This is a genomic window from Brevundimonas sp. FG128 (genome assembly GCF_057809775.1).
Genome location: NZ_JBMDKP010000004.1, coordinates 338,827 through 362,440 on the forward strand (window position 1 = coordinate 338,827; position 23,614 = coordinate 362,440).

The 23,614-nt window shown below is 67.6% G+C and carries 20 protein-coding genes; 11 read left to right on the forward strand and 9 right to left on the reverse strand.

Annotation, left to right across the window (positions count from 1 at the left end; genetic code table 11):
* Together ACODSC_RS13135 and ACODSC_RS13140 are read right to left on the reverse strand one after the other, a co-directional pair.
* The gene (locus ACODSC_RS13135; protein ID WP_488814426.1) at window positions 1–876 is read right to left on the reverse strand and encodes a lipid A-modifier LpxR family protein; all 876 of its coding nucleotides are present in this window, start codon (window positions 874–876) and stop codon (window positions 1–3) included.
* Between the two features lie 172 nt (window positions 877–1,048).
* Window positions 1,049–2,938, reverse strand: a complete 1,890-nt coding sequence (locus ACODSC_RS13140) for a ribonucleoside-diphosphate reductase subunit alpha (protein ID WP_488814427.1) — start codon at window positions 2,936–2,938, stop codon at window positions 1,049–1,051.
* 310 nt (window positions 2,939–3,248) lie between these two features.
* On the opposite strand from ACODSC_RS13140, the gene ACODSC_RS13145 reads away from it, so the two are divergent.
* Genes ACODSC_RS13145 through ACODSC_RS13155 form a run of 3 tightly spaced genes read left to right on the forward strand, consistent with a single transcriptional unit; the run spans window position 3,249 to window position 6,735 of the window.
* Window positions 3,249–4,010, forward strand: a complete 762-nt coding sequence (locus ACODSC_RS13145; protein ID WP_488814428.1) for a phosphatase PAP2 family protein — start codon at window positions 3,249–3,251, stop codon at window positions 4,008–4,010.
* A 57-nt stretch (window positions 4,011–4,067) separates the two neighbouring features.
* Window positions 4,068–5,387, forward strand: a complete 1,320-nt coding sequence (locus ACODSC_RS13150; protein WP_488814429.1) for an acetyl-CoA hydrolase/transferase family protein — start codon at window positions 4,068–4,070, stop codon at window positions 5,385–5,387.
* Window positions 5,388–5,433: 46 nt separating this feature from the next.
* Window positions 5,434–6,735 carry a PQQ-dependent sugar dehydrogenase gene (locus ACODSC_RS13155; RefSeq protein WP_488814430.1) on the forward strand — a complete coding sequence of 434 codons (1,302 nt, stop codon included), beginning with the start codon at window positions 5,434–5,436 and terminating at the stop codon, window positions 6,733–6,735.
* On the opposite strand, the gene ACODSC_RS13160 is transcribed toward ACODSC_RS13155, so the two are convergent.
* Complete coding sequence (locus tag ACODSC_RS13160; protein ID WP_488814431.1) at window positions 6,732–7,970, reverse strand: argininosuccinate synthase; 1,239 nt, start codon at window positions 7,968–7,970, stop codon at window positions 6,732–6,734. The genes ACODSC_RS13155 and ACODSC_RS13160 overlap by 4 nt on opposite strands.
* Window positions 7,971–8,175: 205 nt before the next feature.
* Here ACODSC_RS13160 and ACODSC_RS13165 point away from each other — a divergent pair, with 205 nt between their 5' ends.
* The gene (locus ACODSC_RS13165) at window positions 8,176–11,043 is read left to right on the forward strand and encodes a M16 family metallopeptidase (protein ID WP_488814432.1); all 2,868 of its coding nucleotides are present in this window, start codon (window positions 8,176–8,178) and stop codon (window positions 11,041–11,043) included.
* A 242-nt stretch (window positions 11,044–11,285) separates the two neighbouring features.
* Here ACODSC_RS13165 and yihA read toward each other — a convergent pair whose 3' ends face one another.
* From yihA to rpmH, 4 genes are read right to left on the reverse strand one after another with little or no spacing between them, the layout of a single operon-like run.
* A complete protein-coding gene (gene yihA / locus ACODSC_RS13170; protein WP_488814433.1) occupies window positions 11,286–11,939 on the reverse strand; it encodes a ribosome biogenesis GTP-binding protein YihA/YsxC in 654 nt (217 codons plus the stop codon).
* Entirely contained in the window at window positions 11,936–13,732 is a 1,797-nt protein-coding gene (gene yidC / locus ACODSC_RS13175; RefSeq protein WP_488814434.1) for a membrane protein insertase YidC, read from the reverse strand. The genes yihA and yidC overlap by 4 nt, the downstream gene beginning before the upstream one ends.
* Window positions 13,729–14,133: a ribonuclease P protein component gene (gene rnpA, locus ACODSC_RS13180; RefSeq protein ID WP_488814435.1), complete on the reverse strand. Its 405-nt coding sequence runs from the start codon at window positions 14,131–14,133 to the stop codon at window positions 13,729–13,731. The genes yidC and rnpA overlap by 4 nt, the downstream gene beginning before the upstream one ends.
* A 29-nt stretch (window positions 14,134–14,162) precedes the next feature.
* Window positions 14,163–14,297 (reverse strand): 50S ribosomal protein L34, encoded by a 135-nt coding sequence (gene rpmH / locus ACODSC_RS13185; protein WP_003164000.1) that lies wholly within the window; start codon window positions 14,295–14,297, stop codon window positions 14,163–14,165.
* 126 nt (window positions 14,298–14,423) lie between these two features.
* Here rpmH and ACODSC_RS13190 point away from each other — a divergent pair, with 126 nt between their 5' ends.
* From ACODSC_RS13190 to ACODSC_RS13200, 3 genes are all read left to right on the forward strand, one after another.
* Window positions 14,424–15,173, forward strand: coding sequence for a TVP38/TMEM64 family protein (locus ACODSC_RS13190; RefSeq protein ID WP_488814436.1), 750 nt, complete (start codon window positions 14,424–14,426; stop codon window positions 15,171–15,173).
* Complete coding sequence (locus ACODSC_RS13195) at window positions 15,170–16,642, forward strand: sensor histidine kinase (RefSeq protein WP_488814437.1); 1,473 nt, start codon at window positions 15,170–15,172, stop codon at window positions 16,640–16,642. The genes ACODSC_RS13190 and ACODSC_RS13195 overlap by 4 nt, the downstream gene beginning before the upstream one ends.
* 105 nt (window positions 16,643–16,747) lie before the next feature.
* Window positions 16,748–17,242: a hypothetical protein gene (locus tag ACODSC_RS13200; RefSeq protein ID WP_488814438.1), complete on the forward strand. Its 495-nt coding sequence runs from the start codon at window positions 16,748–16,750 to the stop codon at window positions 17,240–17,242.
* Between the two features lie 10 nt (window positions 17,243–17,252).
* Here ACODSC_RS13200 and ACODSC_RS13205 read toward each other — a convergent pair whose 3' ends face one another.
* Window positions 17,253–18,302 carry a ribonucleotide-diphosphate reductase subunit beta gene (locus tag ACODSC_RS13205; RefSeq protein ID WP_488814439.1) on the reverse strand — a complete coding sequence of 350 codons (1,050 nt, stop codon included), beginning with the start codon at window positions 18,300–18,302 and terminating at the stop codon, window positions 17,253–17,255.
* Between the two features lie 233 nt (window positions 18,303–18,535).
* Complete coding sequence (locus ACODSC_RS13210; protein WP_488814440.1) at window positions 18,536–20,701, reverse strand: hybrid sensor histidine kinase/response regulator; 2,166 nt, start codon at window positions 20,699–20,701, stop codon at window positions 18,536–18,538.
* A 136-nt stretch (window positions 20,702–20,837) separates the two neighbouring features.
* Here ACODSC_RS13210 and ACODSC_RS13215 point away from each other — a divergent pair, with 136 nt between their 5' ends.
* The 4 genes from ACODSC_RS13215 to ACODSC_RS13230 all read left to right on the forward strand — a co-directional run bounded on the left by ACODSC_RS13215 (window position 20,838) and on the right by ACODSC_RS13230 (window position 23,594).
* Window positions 20,838–21,617, forward strand: a complete 780-nt coding sequence (locus ACODSC_RS13215; protein WP_488814442.1) for a nucleotidyltransferase family protein — start codon at window positions 20,838–20,840, stop codon at window positions 21,615–21,617.
* A gap of 11 nt (window positions 21,618–21,628) precedes the next feature.
* A complete protein-coding gene (locus ACODSC_RS13220) occupies window positions 21,629–22,417 on the forward strand; it encodes a metallophosphoesterase family protein (RefSeq protein ID WP_488814443.1) in 789 nt (262 codons plus the stop codon).
* 79 nt (window positions 22,418–22,496) lie between these two features.
* Window positions 22,497–22,943 carry a translation initiation factor IF-2 gene (locus ACODSC_RS13225; protein ID WP_488814444.1) on the forward strand — a complete coding sequence of 149 codons (447 nt, stop codon included), beginning with the start codon at window positions 22,497–22,499 and terminating at the stop codon, window positions 22,941–22,943.
* A 78-nt stretch (window positions 22,944–23,021) separates the two neighbouring features.
* Window positions 23,022–23,594, forward strand: a complete 573-nt coding sequence (locus tag ACODSC_RS13230) for a hypothetical protein (protein ID WP_488814445.1) — start codon at window positions 23,022–23,024, stop codon at window positions 23,592–23,594.
* Window positions 23,595–23,614: the final 20 nt, after the last annotated feature.

Here is a 23,614-nt window from a genome sequence, read left to right on the forward strand (position 1 = left end):
TCAGCGGCTGGGTCGCAAGGTTAGCTGGAAGGCGACCAGGCCTTCGTCCAGATCGGTGTCCAGGCCGTTCATACCGCGAAGGCCCTTGCCGGCGTCGATCTCGCGATAGACCACGCCGACCGAGGTCTGAAGGTCGCCCCGGCGATAGGCCACGCCGATCGAGGCGTCGCCCAGGAAGCTGCCCTTGTCCTGGGTGTAGCCGGAACGGGCGTAGTCGCCGTCGCGGGTGCGGGCGAAGTTATAGCCGACCGCACGGCCCGATCCGGCGGCGTAGAGATACCAGCGGGGGCGTTCGCCGAACCGTTCGCGGCCGTCGGGGGCCAGGCGGTCCAGCCCCTCGCCGATCTTCAGGGTGACGCCGGCCTCGGCCGAACGGCCCTCGCTGCCGACGCCGACGCCGGCGTGGGGCGTCAGGCTGACTTCCAGGCCCGAAGCGGTGCGGCCCCGCGCGGCGCGGAAGCCGCGCACATAGCGCAGGTCATAGGCGTCGGGCTCCAGTTCGGCCCGATCGACCGGCGTGACCGGCAGGGGCGAGCCGTCGGCGCGACGCAGCCGCCCGGCGGTCTCCAGCGTCACACGGTCGGTGAAGTCCGTGCGATCGATCCAGACGTCGCGGCGGGTGCTGGCGGACAGGCCCGACCCATCGTCGGGGCGGAAGGCGGTCGGAATCTCGATCTCGGCGCCGAATCGGGCGTCGGGCGCGACGCGGAAGCTGGTCTGGTCGGTCAGGCGAGCGGTCACGGAGCTGGGCGTATTCGCAATCGCGTCGGGGTCGGTGTCGAAGGCGTTGGGGGCCCAGGTCTGTGCGTCGGCGGCGTTCGCGCCGGCCATCGCCAGCACGCTCCCCACCCCAAGGATCCAGGCCTTCACACGCATTCGGTCTCCCCACCGATCCGCCGATCGTCACCCTGCACCAGGCGAGGCAGGACTCCAACAGACATTTCGACACGCTTTCGTCACTTTTGAACGACGAAGCGCAGCGGGAGTTCCCAAGCGAAAAGGGCCCCGCTTTCGCGCGAGGCCCTTCGGTTTCTTTTGCGCCGTCGGCCTATTGGCAGGCCAGGCACTCGTCGTAGTCGGTCTTGGGCATGGAGAAGAGGTCGGGCTGGTTCGGATCGAACACGGCCTCGGCCTTGTCCTCGGCGCCGGCGAAGGCGGCGCGCTGCACCGACTTGGAGCGCAGATAATAGAGCGACTTCACGCCGCGTTCCCAGGCCGACCAGTGCAGCATGTGCAGATCCCACTTGTTGACGTCGCCGGGGATGAACAGGTTCAGCGACTGGGCCTGGCAGATTTCCGGCGCACGGTCGGCGGCCAGTTCGACCACCCAGCGCTGGTCCAGTTCGAAGGCGGTCTTGAAGATCCCCTTCTCGTCCTCATTCAAGGCGTCGATGTGCTGGACCGAACCCTCGTGCTCGAGGATGGAACTCCAGACGGCCTCGGTGTTGATCCCCTTCTCGTCGAGCAGCCGCTCCAAATAGGGGTTCTTGACCGCGAACGAGCCCGACAGGGTCTTGTGGGTGTAGATGTTGGCCGGGATCGGTTCGATGCCGGCCGACGTGCCGCCGCAGATGATCGAGATCGAGGCGGTCGGGGCGATGGCCAGCTTGTGGCTGAACCGCTCCATGACGCCGCGTTCCTCGGCGTCCAGGCACGGACCCTTTTCTTCGGCCAGCAGGCGGCTGGCCTTGTCGGCCTCGCGACGCAGATGTTTGAACAGGCGCATGTTCCAAGACTTGGCCATGGCGCTTTCGAAGGCGACGCCCTGGCCCTGCAGGAAGGAGTGGAAGCCCATCAAGCCCAGGCCCACCGAACGCTCGCGCTTGGCCGAATAGACAGCAGCAGCCATGGCGGGCGGGGCGCGGCGGATGAAGTCCTCAAGCACATTGTCCAGGAACCGCATCAGGTCCTCGACGAACTTCGGCTCCTCGCGCCATTCCAGGAAGGTCTCGGCGTTGACCGACGACAGACAGCAGACGGCGGTCCGGTCCACGCCCAGGTGGTCGCGGCCGGTGTGCAGCATGATCTCGGCGCACAGGTTGGACTGTTTGACCTTCAGGCCCAGGTCGCGCTGGTGCGGCGCCATCTGGCGGTTCACCGTATCGGAGAAGATCAGATAGGGCTCGCCGGTCTGCATGCGGATGTCGAGCAGCTTGGTCCACAGCGAACGGGCGTCGACCGTCTTCATGACCTCGCCGTTCTTGGGCGACTTCAGATCGAACGTGTCGCCCGCCTTCACCGCCTCCATGAACTCGTCGGTGATGTTGATGCCGTGGTGCAGGTTCAGGGACTTGCGGTTGAAGTCGCCCGAGGGTTTGCGGATTTCGAGGAACTCCTCGATCTCGGGGTGGTGGATGTCGAGATAGACGGCGGCCGAGCCGCGACGCAGCGAGCCTTGCGAAATCGCAAGGGTCAGGCTGTCCATCACGCGGATGAAGGGGATGATGCCCGAGGTCTTGCCCGCGCCCTTCACCTTTTCGCCGATGGAGCGCACGCCGCCCCAGTAGGTGCCGATGCCGCCGCCGTTCGAGGCCAGCGAGACGTTCTCGTTCCAGACGTTCTGGATGCCGTCCAGGCTGTCGCTGACGGCGTTCAGGAAGCAGGAGATCGGCAGGCCGCGATCCGCGCCGCCGTTCGACAGGACCGGCGTCGCCGGCATGAACCACAGTCGGCTCATATAGTCATAAAGACGCTGGGCGTGCTCGGGATCGTCCGAGAAGGCGGTCGAAACGCGGGCGAACATGTCCTGATAGCTTTCGCCGGCCAGCAAGTAGCGGTCTTCCAGGGTCTTCTTGCCGAAGTCGGTCAGCAGGGCGTCACGCGACCGGTCCACCTGGACCGATTTCACCACCTTCAGCTGAGGACGTTCCGGCGCCTGCACTCCCGCAACACCTTGGAATTCCGTCGTCTTCAATGCCTCGCCGCCAGCCATGGTCATCCGCGTCCTGAACAGAAAAAGCCTAGAGCCACCTGCGCCGTAACCACATCATCTAGTGGCTTCTGCGCTCCCCGAGCCCACATATAGGGCGCATATGCCTAATGACCCGTCAACGGGCTTGACGGACGGTTTGTGGGCGAATCGGCGGGACAAGTCCTTCACGACTGGGGAAAAGCCCGCCAGCAAGCCAGCAACTCCCCGCTCGCCCTCTGGAGGCGACACATCACGAACGCGTGATCGGAACCGCCGCCGAGCGTAGCCGTTCCGCCAGCCCATGACCGTCCCCGACCTTCGTCCCTTTTTGATACGCGTGCTGACGGTCGCGCGCACCGAGCTCGCGGCCCTGACCGCGCTGTTCGTCGCCGCCGTCGGCGTCATGACCTTCGTCGAGGTCGCCGACGACATGACCGAGGCGGACGGCCAAGCGCTGGATCATCAGATTCTGGCCCTGATGCGACCCTATGCCGACGATCCCGGCCGTCCCTGGGGGCCGTGGTGGCTGAAGGAGGCGGCGGCGGACATCACCTCCCTGGGCGGCATATCGGTGCTGGGCCTGTTCGCCGTGATCGTGATCGTCTTCCTGCTGAGCCAGCGCAAATGGCTGTCGTCCCTGCTGCTGGCTCTCGGCCTGATCGGCGGGGTGGTGCTGAGCGAGGGACTGAAGGCGGTGTTCGAGCGCGAGCGTCCGCCCCAGGTCATGCAGGCGGTCGAGACGATCAACGCCAGCTTCCCCTCGGGCCACGCCCTGCTGTCGACCGTCTTCTATCTGAGCGTGGCGGTCATGCTGACCCGGGCCTTCCCGCGCCACAGGTTCAAGGTCTTCGTCCTCGGCGTCGGCATTCTGATGGCGCTGCTGGTCGGCCTGACCCGTATCTATCTGGGCGCCCACTGGGCGAGCGACGTCTTCGCCGGCTGGGCGGTCGGGGCGGCCTGGGCCATGGTGCTTTGGCTGGTCGCCTACGCCGTCGCCCGCTGGCAGAAACGCCGCCATGCCCCGCTGCAGGATGAACCGTCGCCAGAGCCTCAGCCAGCGCCAGAGCCGCAACCGGGCCTTGCTCCGACCAAAGTCTAGGCCGGTCGTCGCCCCCGTGACGGACTAGGGTCCGCGCCTGTACGCCGGAGACACGCCATGGACCACGCCGCCCAATACGCCGAACGTCTGAAGACCCCGGATCAGGCGGCCGCCCTGATCCGTTCGGGCGCCAAGGTCGCCATGGGCCTGGGCGTGTCCCAGCCGCCGGCCCTGCTGAAGGCCCTGGCCGAGCGTGCGGAGCGAGGCGAAGTCGAGGATGTGAACCTCTACTATCTGCTCTCAACCGCCATCGCGGGCGACACGGTGCTGCGCTACGAACTGATGGACCGGATCCGGCCATGGAGCCTGTTCCACAGCGCCATCGAACGGCGGCTGGAACAGCGGGCCCATGAGGAGGGTCGGCCCAATCCCGTCCAGTTCATCCCCACCGGCTTTCAACAGTCGCCCCGCCTTCTGTGCGACGAGGTCAAGGTGGACACGCTGGTCTGCACCGTGTCGCCGATGGATGAGGACGGCTTCTTCTCCTTCGGGACCAATACCGACTATTCCAGGCCCGTGTCGCAGACGGCGAAAACCGTGATCGTCGAGGTCAATCCGCACATGCCGCGCGTGTTCGGCGACTGCACAGTCCATGTGTCGAAGGTCGCCGGCATCGTCGAACATTCGGCGCCCCTCCTGGTCGTGCCGCGCGCCGAGCCTCAGCCGGCGGACCTGGCCATCGGGCGGATCATCGCCGGACTGGTCGAGGACGGAGCGACGCTGCAGATGGGGATCGGCGCCCTGCCCAACGCCGTCTGCGACGCCCTGAAGGACCACCGCGACCTGGGCGTCCATACCGAGATGTTGACGCCCGGTCTGGTCGAGCTGATGCAGGCCGGGGTCGCCAACCATGCCCGCAAGACCCTGCATCCCGGCGTGGGGGTGTTCGCCTTCTCGATGGGCGACCTCAACACCTATGAATTCCTGGACGGCAATCGGGGCATGGAGGCCCATCCGGTCTCCTATGTGAACGACCCGGCCGTGATCGCGCGCAATGCGAAGATGATCTCGGTCAACGCCACGCTTCAGGTCGACCTGACCGGCGCCTGCTGTTCGGAGTTCCTGAACGGGCGCCAGTTCACGGCCGCCGGAGGCCAGCTGGACTTCGTGCGCGGGGCCTATGGGTCGCAGGGCGGCAAGTCGATCATCGCCTGTCACTCCACGGCGGCCAAGGGGACGACGTCGCGCATCGTCGCGCGGCTGGACGGGCCGGTCACCACGCCGCGCAACGACACCCACATCGTCGCCACCGAACACGGCTGGACCAGTCTGAAAGGCAAGTCGTCCAGCGAGCGCGCCCGCGCCCTGATCGCCCTGGCCGCGCCCGAGTTTCGCGACGGGCTGACGGCCGCCGCCCGCGAGCAGGGCCTGATCTGACCCCCGACAGCTTGATCTACGGCCGTCGGTAGGGATTTCTACCGCCATGAAGACCGCCCGCCTGCTGGCCCTGCTCGCCCTTCTCGTCGCCGCGCCCGTCAGCGCCAGCGCGGCGCAGGGCGCCTATGCGACACAAGGGGACTGCGGCGGCCGCCCCATGACCGGCGTGCGGATGGCGCCCGGCTATTGCCTGGGGCTGGTCTGGCAGGGTTCGGGCGCCGAGGGGCCTCGGATGCCGCGTGGCCTGTTGGCGCTGTCCGGCGGCGACTGGTTGGTGACCGACCTGGGCAACTGGTATCCGAGCAACGGCGCGATCTGGCGACTGTCGTTCGGGGCGGACGGCGCGCCGCGCTGGCGACGGCTGGCCCAGGGGCTCAACATGCCGCACACGGCGGCGCGGGGGCCGGACGGGCGCCTCTATGTGTCCGAGATGAACCGGATCCTGACCCTGGATCCCGACGCGGCCGATCCGGCGGCGACGGTGCGCACGGTGATCGGCGACCTGCCGGACAACCGGCTGCATGCCAATCGTCACCCCCTGTCCAGCTTCGTTTTCGACGGGAACGGCGACCTGCTGGTCAACGTCGGCGCCCCCAGCGACCGCTGCCTAGACGCGCGCGGCCGGGCACGCACCGATGCTTCGGGCGCCTGCGCCGACAGCGCCGCGACGGCCCAGGTGCGGCGTCACGCCTATCTGGGGAATGGAAGATGGGCCGAGGACAGCACCGTCTTCGCCTCGGGCCTGCGCAATTCCATCGCCCTGGTGCGGCACCCGTCGGGGACCATTCTGCAAGGCGAGAACTCGGTCGACCTGACCACGCCCGACCATCCCTATGACGAGATCAATGTGCTGCGTCAGGGCGGCCATTACGGCTGGCCCTATTGCGTGGACCTGGCGACGCCCTTGCCCGGCTGGACCGCGGCCAAGGCGCGGTGCGGTCAGCGCGAGCGCCCGCTGGCCCTGCTGCCGCCGCACGCCGCGCCGCTGGACCTGATCTATTATGAGGGGGCGATGTTCCCCGAACTGCGCGGCCGGCTGCTGATGAGCTGGCACGGCTATCGTCGCGCGGGCGGCCGGATCGTGGCGGCCGAGACGGACGCGCAAGGCCGGCCCCTGACGGACCAAGGCGGGCGCTACGCCATCTATCCGCGCGGCTCCCTGACCTATCCGGCCGGCGCGCCCAGCATACGCGGCAAGGTGCTGACGCCGGGCTGGGACACGGTCGCAGGCCGCCAGCCGCGCGGGGCGCCGGTGGTCCTGGCGGTCGCCGCGGACGGCTCGATCTGGGTCACGGACGACCGGAACCGGGCGATCCTGAGGATCGCCCGGCCGGAGATCGCTCCCTAGACCTTGCGTGCGTCGCGCTTGGCCAGGACGCGCAGGCGGAGCGCATTCAGCTTGATGAAGCCCTCGGCGTCGTGGTGGTCATAGGCCTGGACGCCTTCCTCGAAGGTGACCAGGTCCTGGTCGTACAGGCTGTTGGGGCTCTCGCGGCCGATGATGCTGACATTGCCCTTGTAGAGCTTGACCTTGACCGTGCCGGAGACCTTCTTCTGGCTGAGATCGATGGCGGCCTGCAGCATCTCGCGCTCGGGCGAGAACCAGAAGCCGTTGTAGATCAGCTCGGCGTATTTCGGCATCAGCTGGTCCTTCAGGTGCATGGCGCCGCCGTCCAGGGTGATGCTTTCGATGCCGCGGTGGGCCGCGATCAGGATGGTGCCGCCGGGGGTCTCATAGACGCCGCGCGACTTCATGCCGACGAAGCGGTTCTCGACCAGGTCCAGACGGCCGATACCGTTGTCGTGGCCGTACTGGTTCAGGGCGGTCAGGATGGTGGCCGGGCTCATGGCCTCGCCATTGATCGAGACGGCGTCGCCTTGCTCGAAGCCGATCTCGATGACCGTGGCCTTATCCGGCGCGTCCTCGGGCGAGATGGTGCGCTGGTGGACGAACTCGGGGGCCTCGACCGCCGGATCTTCCAGCACCTTGCCCTCGGACGAGGAGTGCAGAAGGTTGGCGTCGACGCTGAAGGGCGCCTCGCCGCGCTTGTCCTTGGAGATCGGGATCTGGTTCTTCTCGGCGAAGTCCAGCAGAGCCTCGCGGCTGCGGAACTCCCACTCGCGCCAGGGGGCGATGACGCGGATGTCGGGCTCAAGCGCGTAATAGCCCAGTTCGAACCGGACCTGGTCGTTGCCCTTGCCGGTCGCGCCGTGACAGACGGCGTCGGCGCCGACCATGCGGGCGATCTCGATCTGGCGCTTGGAGATCAGCGGGCGGGCGATGGAGGTGCCCAGCAGATAGTCGCCCTCATATTGCGCATTGGCGCGGAACATCGGGAAGACGAAGTCGCGCACGAACTCCTCGCGCAGGTCGTCGATGAAGATGTTCTCGGGCTTGATGCCCAGCTTCAGCGCCTTCTCGCGCGCCGGGCCAAGCTCCTCGCCCTGGCCCAGGTCGGCGGTGAAGGTCACGACCTCGGCGTTATATTCGGTCTGCAGCCACTTCAGGATGATCGAGGTGTCCAGACCGCCCGAATAGGCGAGGACGACTTTCTTCACGGGCTTGTCGGCGGGGGCGGACATGGCGGCTCTTTCAGCAGGATCGGGCGACAGGATCGGGGAGTTGACGCGCGCATAAGACCGGGGGTCCGGCGATGCAACCTTTTCCGGGGCCGAGGCGTGCAGGGGTCGTCCCGAACATGAAGCTTTGTTCATGTTCAATGGGTCGCGTTGCCAGCGCATCGACCATCGTTATGGTCCGGACCAACTGTAATCGAGGATGTCTCGTATGCGCCGTGCCGGTTCCCTAGTCGCTGCCGCCGCCCTGCTGGCGGTTTCCACGCCCGTCTGGGCTTCTGTCGCCAACACCTCCGCCGCGAGCCAGGCCGCTGGGCAGGCCGGCGCCCCCGCCTTCCAGGCCGCGCCGGTGTCCGAACTGGTCGCCGAAGTCGACATTCCCTACACCAAGTTCACCCTGGACAACGGCCTGACCGTTCTGGTCCACGAGGATCACAAGGCGCCGGTCGTGGCCCTGTCGATCTGGTACAATGTCGGCTCCAAGGACGAGCCGGCCGGCAAGACCGGCTTCGCCCACCTGTTCGAACATCTGATGTTCGGCGGCTCGGAAAATGCGCCGGGCAGCTATTTCACCCCGATGCGCAACATGGGCGCGACGGACATGAACGGGACGACCTATTTCGACCGCACCAACTATTTCGAGACCGTCCCGACCCCGGCGCTTGAACAGGCCCTGTTCATGGAAAGCGACCGCATGGGCTATATGCTGGGCGCCATCAGCCAGGAGACGCTCGATCTGCAGCGCGGCGTGGTCCAGAACGAAAAGCGTCAGGGCGACAACCAGCCCTATGGCCTGAACCAGTACAAGCAGCTGGAGGCCCTGTTCCCCGAAGGCCACCCCTATCGCCACTCGACCATCGGCTCGATGGCCGACCTGGACGCGGCGTCGATGCAGACGGTGCGCGACTGGTTCCGCGACGGCTACGGTCCCAACAACGCCGTTCTGGTGCTGGCCGGCGACATCACGCCCGCCCAGGCGCGCGAACTGACCCAGAAATATTTCGGCCCGATCCCGCGCGGCCCGGTCAACAATCCGGCTCAGGCCTCCGTGCCGACCCTGGCGGCGCCGCTCAGCGAGACCACCCACGATCGCGTCTCCAACGCCCGCGTCGAAATCAGCTGGGCCGTGCCCGGCATGCTGGACGCCGACGCCGTGCCGCTCAGCGTGGGGGCCTCGGTCCTCGGCGGACTGGCAAGCTCGCGCCTGGACAATGAGCTGGTCCGCGGCGATCAGAGCGCCGTCTCGGTCAGCGCCTCCAACAGCGCCTTCCACCGGGTCGGCATGTTCGACATCACCCTGGACGTCAAACCCGGCCAGGACCCCGCCGCCGTCGAGGCCCGCGCCCGCGCCATCCTGGCCGACCTGATCGCCAACGGCCCCACCACCGCCGAGGTCGAGCGGGTCAAGACCCAGTATGTGTCGCGCACCGTCCAGGGCCTGGAACAGGTCGGCGGATTCGGCGGCAAGGCCGTCGCCTTGGCCGAAGGCCAGCTCTACGCCGGCGACCCGGACCACTATAAGAAGGAACTTCAGGCCTATGCGGCGGTGACGCCCGCCCAGGTCCAGGCCGCCATGCAGAAATGGCTGACGCGGCCCGCCTATACGCTGACGACCCTGCCGGGCGAACGCGAGGCGTATGAGAATGCGGCGGCCGCGCCGTCGGGCGCCAACCACACTCCGGCGCCGCCGATCGAACGCGTGGCGCGCATGGCCAGGCCCGAGATCGCCCAGGTCGCCAACGTCGACTTCCCGGCCGTCGAGCGCGGCCGCCTGTCGAACGGCATCGAGGTGGTCTACGCCCAGCGCGACGCCGTGCCGGCCACCAAGGTCGCCATCGACTTCGACGCCGGCCTGGCCGCCGACGAAGCGTCCAAACTGGGTCTCCAGACCCTGATGCTGGACCTGATGGAAGAAGGCACCCGCACCCTGAACGCCACCCAGCTGGCCGAGGCTCAGGAAACCCTGGGCGCCAGCATCACCACCGGCGCCACCATGGACAGCTCGCTGGTCCAGCTTTCGACCGTGACGCCGAACCTGCAGCCGTCGGTCGCCCTGCTGGCCGATGTGGTCAAGAATCCGGCCTTCGCCCCGGCGGAACTGGAGCGTCTGCGCGCCACCCGCCTGTCGCGCATCGCCGCCGAACGCACCCAGCCGGCCGCCCTGGCCAGCCGCGCCCTGCCGGAACTGATCTACGGATCGGCCAATCCCTACGGCCGCCCGTTCAGCGGCAACGGCGACGAGGCCAGCGTCAAGGCCATCACCGACGCCGACATCCGCGCCGACTACGCCGAATGGATTCGCCCGGACAACGCCAAGATCTATGTGGTGTCGGACAAGCCCCTGTCTGAAATCACGCCGATCCTGGAGGCCGAGTTCGGCCGCTGGGCGCCGCCGGCCGGCGCCAAGGGCGTGAAGGACTTCTCCGCGCCGATCCCCGCGCCGACGTCCAAGATCGTGCTGATCGACCGTCCGCAATCGCCCCAATCCTACATCATGGGCGGCGAAGTGCTGGCGGCCTCGGGCAAGGACGACCTGCTGGTGCTGAACGCGGCCAACAATGTGCTCGGCAACGACTTCCTGTCGCGCATCAACACGGACCTGCGCGAGACCAAGGGCTGGTCCTACGGGGTGAACGCCTCGATCGCCGGTTTCGAGCAGCGCGTGCCCTATCTGGTTACCGCCCCGGTCCAGGCCGACCAGACCGGTCCGGCCATCGCGGCGCTGAACGCCCAGTTCAACGACTTCCTGTCGGGCGGCAAGGGCGTGACGGCCGAGGAGCTGCAACGCACCATAAACGGCAACACCCGCCGTTTGGCCGGCAGCTACGAGACCTCGGGGGCCGTTTTGGGCGCCATGCGCACCAACGACCTGCTGGGCCGTCCGGACGACTACCCCGAGACCATCGCCGCGCGCACCAACGCCCTGACGGCGGCGCAGCTGGACGAGGCCGCCAAGGCCGCAATCGACCCGTCGAAGTTCGTCTGGGTCGTCGTCGGCGACGCCTCGGTGGTCAAGCCGCAGCTGGACGCCCTGGGCCTCCCCGTTGAGGTCCGCTCGGCGGCGGGCGCCGCCCAATAGGGTTTAGGACAGTCTGAAACGACGAAGGCCCGGAGAGCGATCTCCGGGCCTTTTTCGTGTCTGTTTTTCTTTCGTCATCCTCCGGCAAGCCGCGTCTTCGCGGCGCAGACCGGGGGACCCAGCGGCGCGCGTGAGCGCGAACCTGTCGCGAACGAGGTCCAGGAATGGCGCCGCAGAACATCGCCTTCGGCGCCGCTGGCTCCCCCGGTCTCGCTACGCTCGCCGGAGGATGACGAAAGGAATTAATCCAGCGTCGCGCCGGTGGTGCGCATGATCTCGGCGCGCAGTTCGGGCAGGCCCAGGCCCTTCTCGGACGACGTCAGGGCCACGACCGGGAAGGCGGCGGGGCGTTTGGAGATGGCCTTCAGCGTGGCCTCCTGCACAACCTCGCCCTCGCCCTTCTTCAGCTTGTCGGCCTTGGTCAGGACGATCTGATAGCTGACGGCGGCCAGGTCCAGAGCGTCCAGCGCCTCTTTGTCCACGCTCTTCAGACCGTGGCGGCTGTCGATCAGCAGATAGACCCGCTTCAGCGTCACCCGGCCGCGCAGATAGTCGCGGCCCAGGTCCTGAAACTTGCGCACCGTCGTCTTGGACGCCTTGGCCCAGCCGTAACCGGGCAGGTCGACCAGACGCATCCGGCCGTCCAGGTCGAAGAAGTTGACCTCGCGCGTCCGGCCCGGTTCGTTCGAGGCGCGGGCCAGCTTGTGCATGCCGACAAGGCCGTTGATCAGGCTGGACTTGCCGACGTTGGAGCGGCCGGCGAAGGCGATCTCGGGCAGGTCGGGTTCGGGCAGTTGCTCGATCTTGGCCGCGCCCATGATGAAGGTCGCGGGCCGCGCAAACAGGATGCGCGCGGCCTCGATCTCTTCGGGCGTGAACTCGGTTTCGTCGATCACGCCGGTGATTTCTTGAAGCGGGCGAAGAAGGTGTCGATCGGGTTCTCGGCCTTGTAGCGGTGCATGATCACATACTGCTGCAGGATGGTCAGGACGTTGGACCAGGCCCAGTAGATCAGCAGGCCAGCCGCGAACGGCGCCATGATGAAGGTGAAGATCAGCGGCATGAACTGGAAGATCTGGCGCTGGACCGGATCGGCCGCCGGCGGGTTCATCGCTGTCTGCAGCCACATGGTCAGGCCGTAGGCGATGGCCAGAAGGCCCAGATGCAGCGGGCCGGCCAGCAGGCCGCCGATCAGCGGCGCCATGGACGGATCCCACGGGATCAGGCCGAACAGGTTCCAGATCGACGACGGATCGCGCGCCGACAGATCCTGGATGAAGCCCAGGAACGGCTGGTGGCGCATTTCGATGGTGACGGTCAGCACCTTGTACAGGGCGTAGAAGACCGGGATCTGCAGCACCAGGGGAAGACAGCCGGCGACCGGATTGATCTTCTCCTTCTGGTACAGGGCCATTGTCTCCTGCTGCTGCTTCTGCGGGTCGTCTTTGAACTTCTTCTTGATCTCCTCCATCTTGGGCTGGAGGTTCCGCATCTTGGACATCGAAGCGTAGGCGTTGTTGGCCAGCGGGAACATGATCAGCTTGACGATGACGGTCAGGGCCAGAATGGCGACGCCGAAGCTGCCGACCAGGCCGAAGACGTTCTCCAGGATCCAGAAGATCGGCCGCGTCAGGAACCAGAACATGCCCCAGTCGATCGCATAGACGAAGCGCGGCAGGCCCAGGCTCTGCTCATAGGCCTTCAGCACCTCTGCGCGCTTGACGCCCGCGAACAGGCGCTGGGTCTCGACGGCCGTGGCGCCCGGCTGGATCGTGCGGGACGTGCCCAGCACATTGGCTTCCAGCTGCTGGCTTCCGTTCAGGTCGCGGACGCGGAATTCGGTCTCGACCGCCTCGTTCTGCTGGGGCAGCAGGGCCGCCAGCCAGTATTTGTCGGTGATGCCCAGCCAGCCGCCCGTCGAGGCGTTCTCGATCCGGGGCTCCTTCAGCCAGTCCTTGTACTTCTTCTGCTCGGTGCGATAGCCGCCGGGCTTGCCGAAGGTGCCGATCGCGCCCTCGTGGACGATGTGCGACGAGCCGGCTGCGGGCGGCACGCCCTGGCGCTGGACGCTGCCGTAGGGGGCGATGGTGATCGCTTGCGTGCCCAGGTTCTGGACCGTGTCCTTGACCGAGAAGACGTAGCGGTCATCGACCGACATCACGCGGGTGAAGCGCAGGCCCTGGCCGTTGTCCCAGGTCAGGGTGATGGGCGTGGTCGGCGTCAGGGTCGAACCGTTGGTCAGGCGCCAGACGGTGTTGGGTCCGGGCACGCCGCCGGCGACGTTGGGGCCGGTCCAGCCGAACTGGGCGAAATAGGCGTTCTGCATCCCCTGCGGGCGGAACAGCTCGACGGGTTCAGGCTTGTCCTGCACCTCGCGGTAGTCGGTCAGGAACAGGTCGTCGATGCGGCCGCCCTGAAGCGACAGCGACCCCTTCAGCGTGCCGGACTGGATCGGCACCCGCGCGGCGGTGCTCAGCGCCTGGCCGCGGTCGGTGACGAAGGTCGGCCCCTGCGGGCTCAGCGCCGTCTGTGCCGCGTTCTCGGCGGTCTGCGACTGTTCGGCCTGGGCCTGCTGTTGCACCGCGCGGCGCTCGGCCTGCGGCCGCAGCACGGCGAAATAATAGATCCCCATGATCAGGACCGAGCACACGATGAAGATGATCGTGTTGCGCGTGTTTTCGTTTTTCATGGATTCTGGCGGTCCTGGCCGGAGGTGGCGCGGGCGTGCGAAGGCTTGTGGGCCTTGGGTGTCGCCAGCCTTGTAAGCGTCGATTTCACGTCGTCAAGCAGACGGTCCCACGCACGCTCGGTCGTGCCCATGCGGGCGATGAAGACATAGTCGCTGCCGGGCACGCCGTGATCGGCCAGCATGGCCCGCGCAGCCTCGCGCAGACGGCGTTTGGCGCGGTTGCGAACCACGGCGCCGCCGATCTTTTTCGTGGCGGTGAAACCCAGTCCGATGTGCGGCGAGCCATCGCCGCGCTCCAGACGCTGGATCACCACGGCGCCGCGCGCCTCGGAAACGCCTTTGGCGGCCGCCAGGAACTGGGGCCGCCGCAACAGACGTTTGATCTGTAAAAGGTCGCTCATGCGTCCAGGTTTCAGGACGCGTAAGCCGCTTACGCCGTCAGGCGCTTGCGGCCCTTGGCGCGACGGCGCGCAACAATCTTCTGGCCGTTCTTGGTGGCCATCCGGCTGCGGAAGCCGTGACGGCGCTTGCGCACGAGTCGCGACGGCTGATAGGTCCGCTTCACGGTCGGCTCCTGACGTTAAAAGGTTGGGCGACGGGGCAAGAGGCGTCCGTCGCAGGAAGGGCGGGCGTATAAGTCGCATGTCCGCGCGAGTCAACGCTCGGACGGCATTTCGGGAACGACAAACGGATGGCGAAACGAACGGCGAAGGACTGGGCCCTGCGGCTGGCGCCGCTCGTGGCCATCGCCGGCCTGGTGGTCGCCTTCTTCGCCCTGGGCTGGAACCGCTATCTGTCGATGGACCTGATCCGCGAGCACGGCCTGAACCTTCAGGCCTATGCCCGCGCGCACTGGTGGACGGCGCTGGCCGCCTTCATCGCCGTCTATGCCTTGGCGACCGCCTCGACCATCCCTGGGCCGGTCTTCCTGACCCTGCTGGGGGGAATGATGTTCGGACCCTATGTCGGCGCCCTGGCCCAGGCGACGGGGGCCACCATCGGCTCTGTCGTCATCTACTATGTGTACCGCACCGCGATTGGCGCCTGGCTTCGCGCCAAGTTCGAGGCCGACGCCGGTTTCATGGATCGGCTGGCCAAGGGGATCGACCGCAACGCCTTCACCACCCTGTTCACCCTGCGCGTGATCCCCAGCGTGCCCTTCGTCCTGGTCAACGCCACGGCGGGGATGATGGCGGTGCCGCTGCGGCCCTATGTGATCGCCACCTTCATCGGCCTGTTGCCCTCCACCTTCATCTACACCTGGATCGGCTCGCAACTGGGGGCTCTGCTGCGCGCCGGGGTGCGGCCGGACCTGCCTCTGCTGCTGCATCAGTTCTTCTGGCCGCTGATGGGGGTGGTCTTCCTGTCACTACTGCTGCCCCTCGGCATCAAGCTTTTCCAGATGGCGCGTGCGCGGCGCGGCGCGGGGGCGCCGGCATGAGCGCCCTGTTCGACCGGATCGCCACGCGGCTGAACCTGTCGCCGGAACAGGCGACCCTGTGGCGCGAACGCCTGACGCCGCGCGCGCCGGACGGCCTGTCGGCGCGGCTGCTGCTGCTGACCGTCGCCTTCACCCTGGCGGTGGAGGCCGTGATCATGGGGCCGAACCTGGCGGCCTTCCACGAACGCTGGCTGCGCGACCGCCTTCAGGCCGCCGAACTGGCCTCGGTGGGCGTCGAGGCCCTGCCCTATAGCGCGGTCGAGGACGACACCGCCGCCGAACTGATGCGGATCGGCGGGGTCCAGGCCGTGGCTCTGACCGAACAGGGGGTGCGGCGTCTCCTGCTCCAGGCTCCCAACCTGCCCCGTGCGCCCGAGTTGATCGACCTGCGCCGCCAGGACAGCTGGGCGCGGCTGTCCGACCCCTGGCGCACCCTGTTCGGCCACCCGGACCGCTCGCTGAGGGTCCAGGCCAAGCCGCGCTACCGCTCGGGCGACTTCATCGAGATCGTCACCCCGGCCCAGCCGCTGAAGCTGGAGCTGCGCGCCTTCCTGCTGAACAGTCTGTTGGTGTCGCTGCTGGTCTCGGTGACCGCCGGCGCCCTGCTGTACGGCGGCTTGGCCCTGCTGGTGCTGCGGCCCCTGCGCCGCGTCACCCGCTCCATGGAACGGTTCGCCGCCGATCCCGAAAGCGAGGCCGAACCGCCCTCGGACCGGCACGACGAGATCGGCCGGGTCGAGCGCGAACTGTCGCGGATGCAGGAAGAGGTCCGCCAGTCGCTGCGCTCGCGCGCCCGTCTGGTGGCTTTGGGCGAGGCGGTGGCCAAGATCAACCACGACCTGCGCAACATGCTGACCTCGGCCCAGATGGCGTCCGACCGGCTGGCCAGCTCCGCCGACCCCCAGGTCGCCAAGGCCCTGCCCCGGCTGGAGCGGGCGCTGAGCCGCGCCGCCAGCCTGTCGCGCAATGTGCTGGAGTACGGCCGCAGCGAGGAGCCGCAGCCGCAGAAGACCCGCGTGGTCCTGACTAAGGCCCTGACCCTGGCCGCCGAGGACGCCGGGCTGGATCAGGACGGGGTGCGGCTGGTCAAGCAACTGCCCGCCCGGTTCGCCGTCGAGGCCGACCCGGACCAGCTCTATCGCATCCTGGTCAATCTGATGCGCAACGCCCGTCAGGCCATCGAGGCCGACCCCGGCCGCCCCGCAGAGCGCCGCGGCAAGGGCGCGATCACCGTCAGCGCCTTCGGCGAGGACGGCCTGTGCGTCATCCGGCTCGCCGACGACGGGCCGGGCATTCCCCCCCGCCTGGCCGAGCGGCTGTTCGAACCCTTCGTCAGTTCCAAGAGCTCGGACGGCTCAGGCCTGGGCCTGACCATCTCGCGCGAACTGGCCTCCCTGCACGGCGGCGAGCTGCGCCTGGTCGAGACCGACGAGGCGGGCGCGGTGTTCGAACTGCGGCTGCCCGCCTAGGCCTCAGGGTCCCGCGCGCCACCTTTTCGTCGCGGGTGCGTTGATGCGGTCTGGTTCCGCCACGGTCAAGGTTCGGCGGGTCGAGGTCTAGCCGAGGAGATCCGCATGAGCGTCCGCAAATCCCTGAGCCTAATCCTGCTGGCGACGACGGTCGCGAGCCCCGCCCTGGCCCAGACGGCTCCCTATGCGGCGCCGAGCCCCTATCGTGATCAGAGGGTCCTGCCCGACGCCAGCGATCCGGCGGCGCGCGAGGCGCTGGAGCGGGCGCGGGGCGAGGCCTATCACCGGGCCGGGGACGATCAGCAGACCGAAGAGGAGTTGCGGACCACCCGCGCTCTGAACGACGAGATCGCGGCCCAGAACGCCCTGGCGGACAAGGCGGACGCGGCCGCCCGGCTGGACTATGACGCCGCCCTCGCCCGCCGCCAGATCGAGATGAGCCAGGCCGAGGAACGGGCGCGGACGCAAGCCGAGGCGGCCCGCACGGCCCAGGAGCAGTATGACCGCGACTACGCCGCCTGGCGCGAGCAGGTGCGGCTGTGCCAGTCGGGCTTCCGCGAGGCCTGCACGGCCCGACCCGCCTGGGTCAGGCCGCAGTAGCCGACAGGGTTCAGCCGGCGACCAGACTCATGTCGCGCCGCGCCATCATGCGGTCGAACTCGGTCCAGACGCCGTCGGCGCCGTGCCAGTTTCCTTGCGTCGCCGCCTTGGAATATTCGGTGGCGCGGGCCTCGAAGAAGTTGGCGTGTTCCACGCCCGACAGCAGGGACTGCAGCCAGGGCAGAGGGTTCTCCGTCACCCCATAGACTTCCGGCAGCTTCAGCTGGCGCAGGCGCCAGTCGGCGATGAAGCGGATGTATTGCTTGATGTCCTCGGGGGTCATGCCCTGGACCGAGCCCATTTCGAAGGCCAGGTCGATGAACTTGTCCTCCATGTTCACCACCGTCTTGCAGCAGTCGACGATGTCGTCGGCGACGCTCTTGGTGACGGCGCCCGTCTCCTTGTTGAAGGCGTGGTACAGTTTGATGATGCCTTCGCAGTGCAGGCTTTCGTCACGCACCGACCAGGACACGATCTGGCCCATGCCCTTCATCTTGTTCTGACGCGGGAAGTTCATCAGCATGGCGAAGCTGGCGAACAGCTGAACGCCTTCAGAGAAGCCGCCGAACATGGCCAGGGTCCGGCAGATGTCTGCGTCGGAATCGACCCCGAACTTGCCCATATAGTCGTGCTTGTCCCGCATGGCCTCGTATTCCATGAAGGACCCGAACTCGCTCTCGGGCATGCCGATGGTTTCGAGCAGCAGGGCGTAGGCCGCGATATGGATGGTCTCCATATTGCCGAAGGCGGCCAGCATCATCTTCACCTCGGTCGGTTTGAAGACCCGGCCGTAGCGCTCCATGTAGTTGTCCTGAACCTCAATGTCCGCCTGGGTGAAGAAGCGGAAGATCTGGGTCAGCAAATTGCGTTCGTTGTCGTTCAGGGTCGAGGCCCAGTCCTTGATGTCCTCGCCCAGCGGCACCTCTTCCGGCATCCAGTGGACCTGCTGCTGCTTCTTCCACATGTCGAACGCCCACGGATAGCGGAACGGCTTGTAGGCGGCGGACGGGGTCAGCAGACCGGCGCGGTCGGGGCGGATGATCGGAGTGATGGCGTTCATCGAACTGGACCTGAAAGAGCGATTCCGGAGAGGCCCCACCATGCGGCCCGACGACCCCGGCGCCAAGGGGTAAATGGGCTATATTGCGATCACATTTACCCAAACATCTAGATGTTGTGGTTTCGTCGCACGAAGTTGGGGACGGGCCTGGGGATGACGCGCCGAGGTCATCAGGACGGCGACAGGGCTTCGCGCCCGGCGGCGCGCGGCGCGGGCGGGCTCGCGTCAGGAGATTAGGCTGCGACCCCGGATAGGGGAGCGGCGCTGTCCGCCTCGGTCTGACGCTGGGCGGCGGCGTCGAACACGGCCTCGATCGCGGCGTAGAGTTTGGCCTGGGTGACGGGTTTGGCCAGATGGCCGTCCATTCCGGCGTCGAGACAGCGGGCGACGCACTCGGGCATGGCCTCGGCGGTGACGGCCAGGATCGGCACGTCGCGCAGGGGCGCGTCCAGGGCGCGAATGGCGCGGGTGGCGGCGAGGCCGTCCATCACCGGCATCCGCACGTCCATCAGCACTAGGTCGAAGGGCTGGGTCGCCAGGGCGGCCAGGGCCTGCTCCCCGTCCCCGGCCTCGGCGGTTTCGCAGTCGGCGGCCTGAAGCATGATCCGCAACAGATCGCGGTTGGCGGGGTGGTCGTCGACGATCAGGATCCGCGTCCGGCGGCTGTCCAGCGGCGTGGAGCCTTCGCTCTCGACCCCTTCGACCGTCTCGGCGGGGACCGTCAGGGTGAAGGTCGAGCCGGCCCATTTCGTGCTTTCGACGGTCACGAGCCCGCCCAGCCGGTCGATGTGGTTCTTGGCCAGGGCCAGGCCGACGCCGGCGCCTTCATGGGCCCGGCTGGTGGTCGCGTCCGCCTGTTCGAACAGGCGGAAGACGCCGGCGCGCGTGTGTTCGTCCATGCCGCAGCCGGTGTCGGAGACGACGAAGGACAGCCGGTCGTCGATCCGATCGACGGCGAGGGTCACCCCGCCCTTGGCGGTGAATTTGACCGCATTGTTGCTGAGGTGGTGCAGGATCTGGCGCAGGCGGCGCGCGTCGATCATCACCTGGCCTTCGGCGGCGGGCGCGATCGTCAGGGTGAAGTCCAGGTGTTTGACGCTGGCCCATTCGCGCGCGGGGGCGACGGCCTCTTCGACCAGCTGGCGCACGTCGCTGGCCTTGGGCGTGACCTCGGCCCCGCCACAGGCGACCTCGAGCAGGTCCTCGACCAGCCGCAGCATGGTCTCGCCGCAATGCCGGATGGCGTCCACCTGACGCAGGCCCTCGGCGTCCAGGCCGGGGTGGCGCGACAGCAGATCGGCATAGCCGGTGACGCCGGTCAGGGGGGTGCGCATCTCGTGGCTCATCATGGCCAGGAACCGGCCTTTGACGGCGCGGGCCGCCTCGGCGCGTTGACGCGCCGCCTGGGCGACCTCGGTCCGGGCCTGCAACCGCGCCACCAGCCGCCGACGCTCGGTCGACAGGGTGGTGATCGGCAGGGCCGTGCCCACCACCGCCAGCAAGAACAGGTGGAAGACGTTCATCTGGCGCATCGCGTCCGGCACGCCTGCGAAGGCGGGGTCCGACGTCAGGCGCGTCAGGGCGACGGGGCCGTGCCCCATCATGGTCGCGGCGCCGCCGACGGCCGCGATCAGCATGACGGTCGCGGCCGTCCAGGGCGGCGACAGCCGGAACGCCGCCAGGATCAGGGGCGGAAAGACCAGGAACAGGATCGGAGCCTGGGTCTGGCCGAAGACGCCCGCAGTGGTGATGACGCACAGGGTCACCAGGGCGGCCACCTCGGGCCAGCGTGCACGGGAATCGTCCCGAAACCGATGCTGGCGCGCCAGCAGAAGCAGGGAGGTGGCGACGATCATCATCGCCAGCAGCTCCATGTCGAACAGATGCCGCATGCGGAAGCCGAGCCCGCCGACCGGGACGCGGTTGATAACGACGGCCAGAAGCCCGGCGAGAAGGGTGCTGACCGCCACGGCCGGCACGACGGCCAGGATGGCGAAACGGAACAGCCGCTTCGGACGGCGCATGTCCAGCGCGGCGCCGCAGAACCGGCGGGCCAGGACGGCGACGATCACCACCTGGATCAGGTTGAACGCGACATTGGCCACGACGAAGACGCCGGGGTCGCCGCGCACCGTATTGCTGAGCAGATTGATCCCGAGACAGGCCGCCAGCACGCCCAACGCCTGGGGACGATGCAGTTGCAGCACGGCGGCCAGCAGCACGGCGTTGGCCGGCCACATCATCGTCACCTGGAAGTTGCGGGCGCTCCACAGGCCGATCAGCTGGCAGGCGGCGAACAGCAGCACATAGGCCCACGCGGGCGGGCCGGCGGCAAGGCCGGCGTCGTGGCGAAACAGTCGCCACCGCACGTGCTTGGTCGAGGCCTGAGACACGGTCATGTCGGCTATGTGACATACAGGTCTTAACGATCCCGTTTCGGCGCGACTACGTAGTTGCCCCGATCCGACGCGCACGATCACGGAACCGGCGTGGAACGGCGCCGTTTTCCTGCCCTCGCCAAGCAGGGCCTTTCCGATGTCCGACGTGATCGCCGAACCGACCTTCGAACCGCCCGCCGACGCCCTGGCCTTCTATGAGGAGAGCCTGCGCCTGCTGAAGGAAAGCGGCATCCCCTTCCTGCTGTCCGGCACCTATGCGGTCACGGCCTATACGGGCATCCGCCGCCCGACCAAGGATCTGGACGTCTTCTGCAAGCCCGGCGACTATCCCCGCATCCTGGCCTTCTTCCAGAAGCGCGGCTACCGCACCGACGTCGAGGACGAACGCTGGATCGCCAAGGTCTGGAAGGACGAGAAACACTTCTTCGACGTCATCTTCGCCATGTCCAACGGCACGATCGCCGTGTCCGACAGCTGGTTCAGCGAGGACCGGATCACCGTCTATGGCCATCAGGTCCAGATCACCCCGCCCACGGCCCTGATCCTGTCCAAGGTCTTCATCCAGGACCGCTATCGCTATGACGGCGCCGACGTGAACCACGTCATCCTGAAACAGTCCGACGCCATCGACTGGAAGAGCCTGTTGGACCAGATGGACCTCTATTGGGAGGTGCTGGCGGCCCATCTGTTGAACTTTCGCTTCGCCTATCCGACCGAGCGCGACCGGGTGCCGCGCTGGCTGATGGAGGAGCTGACCCAGCGGCTGACGGCCCAGATCGACCTGCCGGCGCCCCGCGTGAAGGTCTGTCGCGGCCGGCTGTTCAGCCCACGCGACTATGTCGCCGACGTCGCCGAATGGGGCTTTGGCGATGTGGTCGGCAAGGGGCTGGAAGAGCGCCACGACCCGGTGAACTGAAGGAGCCAGCCATGACCGATACGCCCCAGGTCGATACCCAAAAGGACATGCAGACGCCCCAGCCGGGGCTTGAGCCGGGTCCGGCTCGAAAGATGCGCGTCGCCGCCGTCGGCGATCTGCATGTCGGCGAGACCAGCCAGCGGGCGCACCGCGAACTGTTCGAACGGGTGTCCGACGACGCCGACGTCCTGTGCCTGTGCGGCGACCTGACCAACTACGGCAAGACCGGCGAGGTCGAACGGCTTCTGGAGGATCTGAAACTGTGCCGCATCCCCATGGTCGGGGTGCTGGGCAATCACGAGCACGAGTGCGGCCAGCCCGACCATGTGACCCGGATGCTGTGCGACGCCGGGGTCAAGATGCTGACCGGCCAGGCCTATGAGATCGACGGCGTCGGCTTCGCCGGCGGCAAGGGGTTCGTCGGCGGCTTCGGCCGTTACATGCTGAGTTCGTTCGGCGAGGCCTCGATCAAGCGGTTCGTGCAGGAGGCGGTCGAGGACGCCAACCAGATCGAGAACTCGATCCGCATGCTGCGCACCGAGCGCTCGGTGGTGCTGCTTCACTATGCGCCGGTGGTCGAGACGGTGATGGGCGAGCCGCCCGAGATCCACGCCTTTTTGGGGTCTTCGCGGTTGGCCGAGACCATCGACCGCTACGACAATGTCAGCCTGGTCGTCCACGGCCATGCCCATCGCGGCGGGCCCGAGGGGCGCACCAACAAGGGGGTGCCGGTCTATAACGTCGCCCTGCCGGTGCTGCGGACCCTGGGCGACACGCCCTATCGGGTCTTTGAAATCTGAGGCGACTGGGTCAGGATGGCGCTTTCAGGGGGTCGGACGGCTCCTTTCGCGGCCGCCTCGGCCAGCTTCGGAGTATCCCATGCGTCTTCTGTCTTCCGTCGCGGCCGTCGCCGTGCTGACGTTCGCCGTTCCCGCATTCGCCACTGTCCAGGCCGAACCCCAAGCCACCCCCGCTCCGGCCGCGCCCACCGAAGAGGCGGACAGCCCCGATGAAGCCGCCTTCGAAGCCAAGGCCGAGGCCTTCGGCGAGAAGATGGAGGTCATGTCCACCGAGATGCAGGCCGCAGCCGCCCAGGCCGACAAGGCCAAAGCGAAGACGGACCTCGACGCCCTGCAGGCCCGTTATCAGACGGAGGTCGACGCCTTCGCAGACGCGCTTCAGACATTTGCCGCGACCCAAAGCGCGCCGGTCGATCAGGTCGCCGCCGCCGCTCAGCAGATCAAGGGCATTCCCGCCATGGTCCGCGCTCAGGCCGAACAGGCCGCCGCCACGCCAGCCGCCGCAGCCCCCGCCCAACCGCAGTAAGGCGCCTTACCGCGATTTCACTTGAGACGGGGCGGCGTACGGCGGAGTTTGCACGGGTCATTCAACGGGAGCCCTCCCATGATCCGCCTGCTCAGCCTGACCGCCGCCCTGGCCCTGCTGCCCCTGTCCTCGGCCCTGGCGCAAGACGCGGCGCCCGCGCCCGACTCGGCCGAAGCCAGGCTGGAAACCGCCGCCGACGCCTTCGAGGCCCGGATGGAGGCGTTCGGCAAGCGCGCCGAGGCCATCTCCGAAGACGAAAGCCTGAGCGAGAGCGTGCGCGGCCAGCGCGTCGCCGCCCTGTGGGCCGAATATGCGCCCGACGTCGCCGCCTTCACCGCCGAGGCGACGAAACACGCCTCCGAACTGGCGGCCGAGGCGCTGAAGGACATCGACGTCAACGCCCTGGTCGAGGACGCCCTGAACGATCCCGAGGTCAAACAGGCGATGGAGAACGGGGTCGCGGCCGGAACCGGCATCGCCCGCAACAGCGCCTGGACCAACCCCGATCCCGAACAGCTCGAGACCTACGGCCTGATCGCCCAATATGCGCTGGACCAGGCCGCCGACGAAGTCGTCGCCGAAGACATCGAGGCCCCCGAAGCGCCCGAGCCGCCGCAAGCGCCTGAAGCCCCGGAACGCCCGACGGCGTAACGCCGCCTCTCCTCCCCCTT

What these genes read in the sequence shown, in the direction of transcription:
- ACODSC_RS13135 (WP_488814426.1), bottom strand. Translation starts at nt 876, where the DNA reads ATGCGTGTGAAGGCCTGGATCCTTGGGGTGGGGAGCGTGCTGGCGATG.
- ACODSC_RS13140 (WP_488814427.1), bottom strand. Translation starts at nt 2,938, where the DNA reads ATGACCATGGCTGGCGGCGAGGCATTGAAGACGACGGAATTCCAAGGT.
- ACODSC_RS13150 (WP_488814429.1), top strand. Translation starts at nt 4,068, where the DNA reads ATGGACCACGCCGCCCAATACGCCGAACGTCTGAAGACCCCGGATCAG.
- ACODSC_RS13155 (WP_488814430.1), top strand. Translation starts at nt 5,434, where the DNA reads ATGAAGACCGCCCGCCTGCTGGCCCTGCTCGCCCTTCTCGTCGCCGCG.
- ACODSC_RS13160 (WP_488814431.1), bottom strand. Translation starts at nt 7,970, where the DNA reads ATGTCCGCCCCCGCCGACAAGCCCGTGAAGAAAGTCGTCCTCGCCTAT.
- ACODSC_RS13165 (WP_488814432.1), top strand. Translation starts at nt 8,176, where the DNA reads ATGCGCCGTGCCGGTTCCCTAGTCGCTGCCGCCGCCCTGCTGGCGGTT.
- yidC (WP_488814434.1), bottom strand. Translation starts at nt 13,732, where the DNA reads ATGAAAAACGAAAACACGCGCAACACGATCATCTTCATCGTGTGCTCG.
- rnpA (WP_488814435.1), bottom strand. Translation starts at nt 14,133, where the DNA reads ATGAGCGACCTTTTACAGATCAAACGTCTGTTGCGGCGGCCCCAGTTC.
- ACODSC_RS13190 (WP_488814436.1), top strand. Translation starts at nt 14,424, where the DNA reads ATGGCGAAACGAACGGCGAAGGACTGGGCCCTGCGGCTGGCGCCGCTC.
- ACODSC_RS13195 (WP_488814437.1), top strand. Translation starts at nt 15,170, where the DNA reads ATGAGCGCCCTGTTCGACCGGATCGCCACGCGGCTGAACCTGTCGCCG.
- ACODSC_RS13200 (WP_488814438.1), top strand. Translation starts at nt 16,748, where the DNA reads ATGAGCGTCCGCAAATCCCTGAGCCTAATCCTGCTGGCGACGACGGTC.
- ACODSC_RS13205 (WP_488814439.1), bottom strand. Translation starts at nt 18,302, where the DNA reads ATGAACGCCATCACTCCGATCATCCGCCCCGACCGCGCCGGTCTGCTG.
- ACODSC_RS13210 (WP_488814440.1), bottom strand. Translation starts at nt 20,701, where the DNA reads ATGACCGTGTCTCAGGCCTCGACCAAGCACGTGCGGTGGCGACTGTTT.
- ACODSC_RS13215 (WP_488814442.1), top strand. Translation starts at nt 20,838, where the DNA reads ATGTCCGACGTGATCGCCGAACCGACCTTCGAACCGCCCGCCGACGCC.
- ACODSC_RS13220 (WP_488814443.1), top strand. Translation starts at nt 21,629, where the DNA reads ATGACCGATACGCCCCAGGTCGATACCCAAAAGGACATGCAGACGCCC.
- ACODSC_RS13225 (WP_488814444.1), top strand. Translation starts at nt 22,497, where the DNA reads ATGCGTCTTCTGTCTTCCGTCGCGGCCGTCGCCGTGCTGACGTTCGCC.
- ACODSC_RS13230 (WP_488814445.1), top strand. Translation starts at nt 23,022, where the DNA reads ATGATCCGCCTGCTCAGCCTGACCGCCGCCCTGGCCCTGCTGCCCCTG.